This window comes from Bacillus sp. V3B (assembly GCF_024494465.1).
Classification (GTDB): Bacteria; Bacillota; Bacilli; order Bacillales; family Cytobacillaceae; genus Bacillus_BD.
This window is the reverse complement of sequence record NZ_JAETXM010000046.1, coordinates 1-8,768: the sequence shown is the minus strand read 5'-3', so window position 1 is coordinate 8,768 and position 8,768 is coordinate 1. Positions and strand designations below refer to the sequence as shown.

11 protein-coding genes and 1 pseudogene are annotated in these 8,768 nt (G+C 35.5%); 3 read left to right on the top strand and 9 right to left on the bottom strand.

What is annotated here, in order from left to right; genetic code table 11:
* The 6 genes from JMM81_RS22105 to JMM81_RS23250 all read right to left on the bottom strand — a co-directional run.
* On the bottom strand, positions 1 to 563 hold a 563-nt coding region (locus JMM81_RS22105), incomplete at its 3' end, for a MarR family transcriptional regulator (RefSeq protein WP_256243711.1).
* Positions 564 to 948: 385 nt separating this feature from the next.
* On the bottom strand, positions 949 to 1,290 hold the full coding sequence (locus JMM81_RS22100; RefSeq protein WP_256243710.1) for a hypothetical protein: 342 nt from the start codon (positions 1,288 to 1,290) through the stop codon (positions 949 to 951).
* A 14-nt stretch (positions 1,291 to 1,304) separates the two neighbouring features.
* Positions 1,305 to 1,568 carry a hypothetical protein gene (locus JMM81_RS22095; protein WP_256243709.1) on the bottom strand — a complete coding sequence of 88 codons (264 nt, stop codon included), beginning with the start codon at positions 1,566 to 1,568 and terminating at the stop codon, positions 1,305 to 1,307.
* Complete coding sequence (locus JMM81_RS22090; RefSeq protein WP_256243708.1) at positions 1,561 to 1,986, bottom strand: hypothetical protein; 426 nt, start codon at positions 1,984 to 1,986, stop codon at positions 1,561 to 1,563. The genes JMM81_RS22095 and JMM81_RS22090 overlap by 8 nt, the downstream gene beginning before the upstream one ends.
* Before the next feature lie 139 nt (positions 1,987 to 2,125).
* Complete coding sequence (locus JMM81_RS22085) at positions 2,126 to 3,346, bottom strand: relaxase/mobilization nuclease domain-containing protein (RefSeq protein WP_256243707.1); 1,221 nt, start codon at positions 3,344 to 3,346, stop codon at positions 2,126 to 2,128.
* On the bottom strand, positions 3,313 to 3,642 hold the full coding sequence (locus JMM81_RS23250; RefSeq protein WP_375162436.1) for a MobC family plasmid mobilization relaxosome protein: 330 nt from the start codon (positions 3,640 to 3,642) through the stop codon (positions 3,313 to 3,315). The genes JMM81_RS22085 and JMM81_RS23250 overlap by 34 nt, the downstream gene beginning before the upstream one ends.
* Positions 3,643 to 4,145: 503 nt before the next feature.
* Here JMM81_RS23250 and JMM81_RS22075 point away from each other — a divergent pair.
* Positions 4,146 to 4,775, top strand: coding sequence for a helix-turn-helix domain-containing protein (locus JMM81_RS22075; protein ID WP_256243705.1), 630 nt, complete (start codon positions 4,146 to 4,148; stop codon positions 4,773 to 4,775).
* 119 nt (positions 4,776 to 4,894) lie between these two features.
* Complete coding sequence (locus JMM81_RS22070; protein ID WP_256243704.1) at positions 4,895 to 5,452, top strand: helix-turn-helix domain-containing protein; 558 nt, start codon at positions 4,895 to 4,897, stop codon at positions 5,450 to 5,452.
* 640 nt (positions 5,453 to 6,092) lie between these two features.
* Here the strand turns inward: JMM81_RS22070 and JMM81_RS22060 are convergent.
* Positions 6,093 to 6,209 (bottom strand): YjcZ family sporulation protein, encoded by a 117-nt coding sequence (locus tag JMM81_RS22060; protein ID WP_256243703.1) that lies wholly within the window; start codon positions 6,207 to 6,209, stop codon positions 6,093 to 6,095.
* 567 nt (positions 6,210 to 6,776) lie between these two features.
* Positions 6,777 to 7,307 carry a hypothetical protein gene (locus tag JMM81_RS22055; RefSeq protein ID WP_256243702.1) on the bottom strand — a complete coding sequence of 177 codons (531 nt, stop codon included), beginning with the start codon at positions 7,305 to 7,307 and terminating at the stop codon, positions 6,777 to 6,779.
* Positions 7,308 to 7,798: 491 nt separating this feature from the next.
* Here JMM81_RS22055 and JMM81_RS22050 point away from each other — a divergent pair, with 491 nt between their 5' ends.
* The gene (locus tag JMM81_RS22050) at positions 7,799 to 8,308 is read left to right on the top strand and encodes a DoxX family membrane protein (RefSeq protein WP_256243701.1); all 510 of its coding nucleotides are present in this window, start codon (positions 7,799 to 7,801) and stop codon (positions 8,306 to 8,308) included.
* A gap of 354 nt (positions 8,309 to 8,662) precedes the next feature.
* Here the strand turns inward: JMM81_RS22050 and JMM81_RS22045 are convergent.
* A pseudogene (locus JMM81_RS22045) lies at positions 8,663 to 8,768 on the bottom strand (MarR family transcriptional regulator); the annotation flags it as partial.

The window sequence follows — 8,768 nt, the reverse complement described above, 5'->3', positions numbered from 1 at the left end:
TTTGGTGAATAACAAATAATATTGGGATTAACAAACCATGTTCTTGATGTACAAACACGACCATCTTCTGTAGTCATGCCTGTTTCAGCTACTCCTAAAATACCCTTTTTTAGTAAACCATTCATGAGCATTGAAATTGATGTTCTACTTTTCCTAAATCTATCTGCTAAATATTGCGGCGTTGCAGAATTAACTTCAATTTCTTCTTCAAAATTTGCTTTTTCAACAATTACATTAGACTTAAACTCTAAATAACAATTTAACTTATTTAGAAACGCATGTTCAGCATCTGTTAAGTAGCCAATGCTAATTAAATACTCTAGATTTTCAACAATAGTTTGAGCAAATTTCACTTTATCAGATGGCTTTTTCTTTTTATAAAAGAAGCCATAGTCCCCTCCTGAAACATTATTCATAGCCAATACAAGAGCTTCAATTAGTTGAGGATCAACACCAAACTGTTCTTCTATTTTTTGTTTTTCTACTTCAAATTGTCTTTGTTTAGCATTCTTTTCAGCTTCATTGAACTTTTCGCTCATATTTACAACATTGCTTTTCCCCACTATTTTTCTCTCCCTTTATGTAGCAGGAATTAGCCCCAATATGATAGAATATAATTATCCTATAAGTAAATAAAGGGACTAATCCCTTATACGTTTTTGAGAAACCGCCTATCCGACCAAAGACAGGGCGGTTTTTCTCATTTTTCTATGTTTCGACAATAACAATAAAATCCCCTTTTTTCTAGCCATCTTCTAGCTTTCTCCTCAAACTCTTTAAAAGCCTATCATTAACTCTTTTAGGCTTGTACCCATTCTGTCTATTAGAATACCATCTATGACCCTCATACGAGCCGTATAACGCCTATATTCGCTTTCTGCACAGCAAGAGTACCGGAATCTATATCAATCAATTCTGAGCCCTTCTGAACGGTTTAACAGAACTTCTTTATATGATACTTTCTATATTCTTCATTGCTTCTTTCATAATCTCCTTATTAATAAAGGGCCTGTGGTACATTTTCGGTCCTAATTCATCATATTCGACATAAATGGGATTGAAAAAATAATGTATTTTATCCTCTTTCTTAATCCTAAAAATAATACACTTTTCTATCAAACTCTCTAAATGCTTTTTAAAATATTTAGGACTTTTATAGCCACAATACTCATACATTTCTTTTTCGTTTAAGTAAATTTCATTATTTGGACTTAACTTTAATGATAAATCAAAACATACAAGACCTTCACGATCGTTTAATTCTTGTTGCCAATGTTCAACTTTTCCCACTTAATTTCCTCCTTCTATTGACGAGTTAATCTTTCAACTTCACCTTCAGTTTTAAAAAGACGCTTATTTAGCACTTGCATTTCATTGTCTCGATCATCTAATTTTTTATTGATCTGATTCAACATAGCCATAGTATCTTTTGGTTGATCTTCTTCCAGTCTTAAAATGGCTTCCTCAATTCTCGTTAATTGCTCTTGATTTTCTTTCTTAAACTCAACGAAATCACCTCTAAATTCACTTAAAGCAGTTAGAATCATATCTAATTTTTTATCATCCATTTGATTTCTCTCCTTCAATTTTCCCTTTTAAGCTACTTAATAGTTTATCATCAACTCTTTTAGGCTTGTACCCCATCCGATCAATTAAAATGCCCTCTATAACCTTCATACGGGCTGTATAACGTCTGTATTCTTCTTCTGCAAAGGCTAAAGACTCCAAATCAACCGCAACCTCTTGCGAAACCTTCCGAGTCATTCTCAAAAGATTATAAGTACTACTTCTTTCTTCCCTTACAAGTCGAAGTAAAATTAATAAATCATAGGTGTGGAAAATCGAAAGCTCGCCAAAAGGCAATTCAGCTTGTTCCAGGAATAAAAACTCTTTTAATTGTGGTCGCTGCTTCTTTAAAGGAGCAGCACAAAACCCACAGTTTTCAACGTATTTTCTATTTTCAGAACCACAGTAAGAACAAATCATTCTCCCACCTACCTAAGGCATTTCAACGCTGAAAAGGCCAAGAAGGAGCTTTACCCCTACATACACTGGAACAACGAATATGGCCGTTCCTAGCCCGTATTTCACCACGTCTAACCAGTCATTGATCCAAATCTTTTTTCTAGCGTTCGAAACCATGCTCGATGTTCTTTGAGACAGTTCGTTCAAGCTGTTGTGACTTTTCCTGCTGATGCTCTCCATTTCGGTCTTTGTCGTGTTCTTGATTTCGTTTAGTTGCTCGTTTATTTGACTGCTTATCGTTTTCATTTCTTGTAGTACTTGGTTGTTGTTCTGCTTCATCTCGTTGTGTGAATTTGTTAAAACCTTTTGCAACATTTGAACGCTGTTGTTCAAGAGATTTTCTTGCTTCGTCAATATTGAAAGCATTTGATCTGTCACTTGTTTGCTTGTCACTTTGATGTTGTCTATCTCGCTGTCGAAGGTCAGCTTCTCGGCTGCTGACTTGTCCATGTTCGTTCTGATGTACCCCCTCATCAAATCGTTGAGATCTCTCATTTCTTTCAACGCTTCTATCAATTCCTGCTCCTTCTCGTTGTTGCTTTTCGGAACCTGATAGATTGGTATTTCCTCGCTCTTGATTTGGCTCTCCTTTTGTTTGTTCAATCTCTCTTGTAAACTCATTTTTTAACATCTCCTTCTCGTATGAATTCCCTAGTTTAGAACCACGTACTTTCCTGCCATTATCGGGATGAGAAAACGTGATGTTTTTGCCACGTTCATTGACCTCTATCCCGTATTTTTCCGTTAAATTCTGTTTGAATTGTTCATACGTCTTGGAGTGTTCTTTTTCATAGTCAATTACTTGACGTATTTCATCTTTCCAACTGACTTCGCCCTTTTCTAGTAAGGCCTTTTCTGCCAACGTGTAGCGAGTAGGAGAAGAATATTCTTTCACAACCGATAAATCCCTTTCCTTACACAGCCGGTCATTGATTTCACGAATCCGGTATAACTCCTCTTTTGAAGCATTATATTTTAAGCCATTCTCATAATTAACGGAGTTAATGACAATATGATTATGTATATGATCTTTGTCGGTATGCGTATAAACCACGCATTCATGCCCTTTCGCAACCTCTTTCGCAAGGTCTCTCCCAATCTCATTTGCTATTTCTGGTGTCACTTCTCCAGGCTTAAAAGATTGAATAATATGGTGAGCCTGTATCCCTTCTGATTTGCCCCACAGTGCCCTCGTAGCCTTCATCTGAGACTTTGCATATTCAGCAGGACAATTCACGCCCTCACGCACCTCAGCGCGCTTCTCAGCGTAGTTGATTAGTCGGTTGGCTACTTTTGTATTGCTTCGCTGAATTGTCGCCATATCTCTCGCAACTCCTTCTGAACGCTTTCTAATTCCCCATTCGGAACCTCATAACCCTCATTTGCTCGCCTTGATAGCTGGTTCACGTTGTTCCCAATCGCTCGCAACTGTCGGGCGATCTCGAACGCTCCCTCTCGATCAATCTTCGGAGGTCTCATTCTCGCCCCCTGTGCCTTCTTCTTGCAAAAGTTCGGCACACTCATTTGAAACTCTTTCGCCATCTGCTCAAGCCTTTCAAATTCGTCGTCGTTCACACGAAATTTAATCTGCCGATTCTCTTTCCTGTTCTCTCCCAAAGTTCAAAAGACCTCCCCTCTCTGTCCATTTTTCAAATGGAAGCACTATCCATAATTGGTGGTATATCTCCAATTATATTACTAGTGCTAGAGGTTGGCAAGCTGTTGAAGTGGTACCCACTTCCTTTGCTTGGTCATGCGTTGCATGACACCCCCAACCCCCTAAAGGGGGCTTTTTAAACCTTGGGCCTTGCCCAAACCCACTGGGGAACTCTTCCCCAGACCCCCTTTAAAAACACCCCCAACCCCCTCATTTTTTGAGGGGGCTCCCTCGCCGGTAGGCAGGAACAAACGATGTTTGTTCAATGCCAAGAGGGTCTTGGCAGAGTGAGTCTATCAACTCCTTAATGCTCCCTTCGGTCCGCTTACCGTTGACAGACGCCAAATGTGGCTATACTCCTTCTTGTGAGGAGTATAGCCACATTAAAAACCTCATATTAACTGTCCTTTCCAAAGAGGATATTGGCTTTATATCGCTAATATAAAAGCAAGAGGTGAATGTTATGAGCCAAACAAAAACTGATTTTGACATCCTAGATGATGTAATAGATATGCATGTTGAGTTAAAAACCAGTGACATTGCAGAAAACTTAAAAATGCCTGAAAGTACGGTAAGAAAGTATGTCACATTGCTAGAAAAAGAAGGATATGAACTAATCAGGAACGACTTGGATCACAGAATTTACACCAAGCAAGATCAACAAGCAATTTCTCAAATGTTAAAACTTAAAAAAGACAAAAAGGTTGGACCAGAAGCAGCTGCTGCTATAATCGCATCACATTATCGTAAGGCGACACAAAATGTATCGGAGGTAATCTCTTATGGGACAAGCACTCAAGATAAAAGTGAACGACATGAATTATCAGTTGTGGCGGAGCAAATAAGAACTGTTCAAACTCAAGTAGAAGGCCTTATGAATAAAGAACAAGGTCAAGCCATTCTTAATGCTTTAGAACGTATTGCATCTTCCAGTGAAGAAAGCCATCAAGAAATGCAGAAAATGAGACGAGATTATGAAGTTATGAAAGAAAAAATTGATATTGTTAATAACTTTATTCAAAAACAAGCTGAATCTAGAAACGAAGAATCGAAGAAAAAGAAAAGTGTAATGGATCGACTATTCGGTCGATAAAAAAAGAAGAACTTTCCTGATGTTCCCCCATTTCCTACACTGAGCTAGATTTTATACAATAATTGTTGTATAATGACTTTAATAAAACAATCGTTGCATTAAAGGAGCTAGATGATTGAATGGACATGTACAATGTTGATGAAGTGTTTGAATTGTTAAAAACCTATAAAATTACGACACACAAGGAAAGTGTTCGTAGATGGTTACGTCAAGGGGATCTCAAAGGAATAGCCCCTTCTTCTCGAAAGGAAGGATGGCAAATTCCGAAAGAAGCATTAGATCATTTTCTTCAACATCGTCTACCAGAAGGTTTTACAATAAATGTTGTAAAAGAATCTAACACAATAATTGTTGAAAAAGAAGTAAAGGAACAAATTCGAGCTGACATGTGGATAGAGATAGCCAATAAAAACCTATGGGAAGGACATGTGGAGCTGAAGAAAACACGTGTCCATGAATGCATCCAACATCGTCACTATTCAAAAGAGCTCGAAGCTGAAGTTTGGCAGCGATGTCTAAAAAATAGCCAAGCATACAAGAAACCCCGTATTTTCTATTTGCTTGAAGCGTTTGGTTTTGAGGGAAAACGCCTTTTACTCGATAAAGATTTTGAAGACCTAGAAGAGCAAGTGATTTTTGCCATCATTGAGCATGTGCGGATCTCTCATTCAAGATAACTTTTAAAACAACAAATATTGTATTAAACCCTTTATACAATATTTGTTGTTTTAAATCCGCATTTTGATACAAGTAAAAGGAGGATGTTGAAATGGTTATACAGTCAAATATGTCTCCAATAGCAATTGTTGATATTTGGGGGGAAACAGCAGAGGTTTTAAGAAAGTACAATGTACCACTTACAAAATAATCCTTAGAAACACTTATAGAGAATGAACTTTTACCTTCACTACTCCAAGAATTGAATTCAATTGTCGGTAGTTCTACTGGAACTTGCATAGAAGGTGGCTGACAAATGCCATTGAAAAAGGAGTAGGTTACTCCTTATTTATGCTTATTGAAGTAATGGGTAGCTTTAGTGAAAGAAGGGACTGCATAAAACGTCCTTTTTTTATGCAGCTGCCAGGCTTATGTAGAGGTTAGAAACGTTGATAAATCAAGGTTGTATAAAAAGGTGCATAAACGATAAAAACGAACACAAGCCAATCCCTTACGGTTCAAGGGATTGGCTCTTTTGCTCGCTTCTGATAGTTGGTCTTATGTTAACTAGATTTGTATATGATATACACACCTGAATGTTTGAGGTTTAAAACTTTAACTTTTAAAATCAAAAACGGTGTAGTATCAGCTAAGCAGTTTTTAATAGTACTTATTCATGAAAGAAGCGCCTACAATAATCAACAATATAAACAGTACAACGATTAACGCAAAATTGTTGTCTTTTTTCTTGTCAAAACCACCTTGATAATCACTCATTTAAGATTCCTCCTTCCCAATATAGCTACTATTAAATTATGTGGAAAGATTGAGATTGTTTGGACAAAGCCCTACGTTAACATAGTCCAAACTAGGATAATATCCTAAAGATGTAAAAGAAGATGTAAAAGAAGGGGTGACATTTTAAGTGAACAACAATATGCCAATGAACCTTCAACAAGTTCAGGGAGCTTACCAGCCTATGGGCGACGATGGCCTGACCATGTTGGGGTTAATTATATAACAACAGGAAGATTAGTTTAATATCAACCGTACCATAAATGCAAAATAGAACTAAGTTTCTTTCGAAAGTGCTTATTAGAGTATAATAAATTACCGTCACTACAGTTAGTGACGGCTTTTCATATTAAATACTTTAACAACAGAATTTTAAGGTTTCTTTAATATATAATTATCATGAACCATTATTAACATCAATAAGTAAGGGAGTAATGATATTTGAAAGTTACTAGAATTTTATTATATGTTTTTGTGTTAATTAATATATGCGGGTTGCTATATTGGATTACTACGATGCTAATAGATATATTTAACTAGTAGTGCGATTTAAGAGTTACTAAGCAACTTTTCTTTTTTAGATGGCATTGAGATGGTTGTTTGTCTTTTGTTTGTAAAAAGAGTATCTAAATTAAAATACTTATCAAGACTGAAGTGATAAATATTCGTTCTGAAGATGATTAACGAAAACGCACTTGTATAAAGGACAAGGCTCATTAAATTCATATTTCCAGAAAGGATGAAGTTAATGTGCATGAAGAGACAGACTAAGATCGATGGTATTGTAATGAATCCCATTATAATAAATACACCAAGAGTAATTTGAACGACAGGAATGACAAGATTTAAAGTCATTACATGTTCTAAAGCTAAGTTTTCAATGAAAACTTTATAAAACAATGGGACATCAGGATTTTCTAATGAACTGGTGAAATAGTAATTCAGAAATACCCCAGGTTCTTTAAACCACAATTTTTCAGTGATTTTGGTTACTCCAGCTAATAACCATCCAATTCCAAAGAGAACACGCATTAAAACAATAAGAGATGGAAATAACCTCGCTTTTATTTGAATATTCATTCAAATACTCCTCCTAATTATTTAGCCTATTTAGTTTTTCTTTTAAACAAGTTTGTTTCCTTAAGTAGGCACTTAAGAAAAATTCACCGACTTATGGATGTTTAATTATTAAATGAATTATATGCTTTATCGTCTAAAAAGTTTCCTCTACGCAAAATATTTTACCAAAACCAAAACTCATTGTAAATATTTTTCATTGTGAGCAATAATATTTATAAGCTGAGTTTCAACAGCCTTTGATCTTCCGTAAACGGGCGCTTAAATTGAACAAGCAGTAGAAAAGGATCTTCAATTTGAAGATCCTTTTCATTGCCGATAATACCTCATTACGTAAACTTCACATGTAGATAGTAATATTCATCTTTCTTTTACAGAACCTATTAAAAAATTTTCTTTACAAAAAAATAATATAATCGATATTGAAAATCATTATCAATTATATTATTCTATTCCTTTAGAACTTATTATTTTAAATTACTAGGGGGAAAGGTATGTTTATCAATATTTTAAGACAAAACAAAAATGTCTCTATACTTTTAGCTATGTTACGTGTATATCTCGGATATACATGGTTGATGGCTGGCTGGGGGAAAATAGCAGGCGGACAGTTTGATGCTTCTGGTTTCTTACAGGGTGCGTTGGCAAAAGCAACTGGAGAAAATCCGGCTGTTCAGGGATGGTGGGTTGTATTTCTTGAAAATGCAGCCATTCCTAATGTAGAGATCTTCAATACGTTAGTACCTTGGGGAGAACTATTGGTAGGTCTAGGTCTATTAATTGGTTGTTTCACCAAAACAGCTGTGTTTTTTGGAATAGCAATGAACTTTTCTTATATGTTTAGTGGTACAACAAGTACAAACCCTCAACTTGTTTTATTGTCAATGTTTATACTAGTTTCTGCTATGAATGCAGGAAGATATGGGATAGATGGTATGATAATGCCAACTCTTAAAGAAAAGTTATTTGCTAACAAAAAAAGAGAGGTAAGAGATGCCGCTTAGCTTTTAATACGCACAACAAAAAGAGCAACCATTAATAATGGTTGCTCTTTTTGTTGCCGATAAGCGTGATTATGTTAATTACATCCCCTTAGAAACAAGGTTTTGGTTGCCTTCATGGCAACCTTTTAGCCTTAACGGCTAATAACGAAAAATAAATAAAATTAGGCTTGCCAAATAAGAGCCGAATTGCTATTTAAATAGAGTGAGAAGGACAAACTATAAGAATGTAGATATATCAAGGGTTCATTAAGGGTAGGGTGTTAAAATATTTTAACACCTGTGTTAAAATATTTTAACACCTAAAAAATAGAAAATCCGTACTTATAAAAAAAACAAGTACGGATTTTAAAAAAATTAGAATAAATATATAGGCAAATTATGTTTTTTATCGTGATCTTTAACTTTAAAGTTCCTTAAAGCTTTTTTAAAAATACGTTTTGTTGCTTTATCTATACCATCT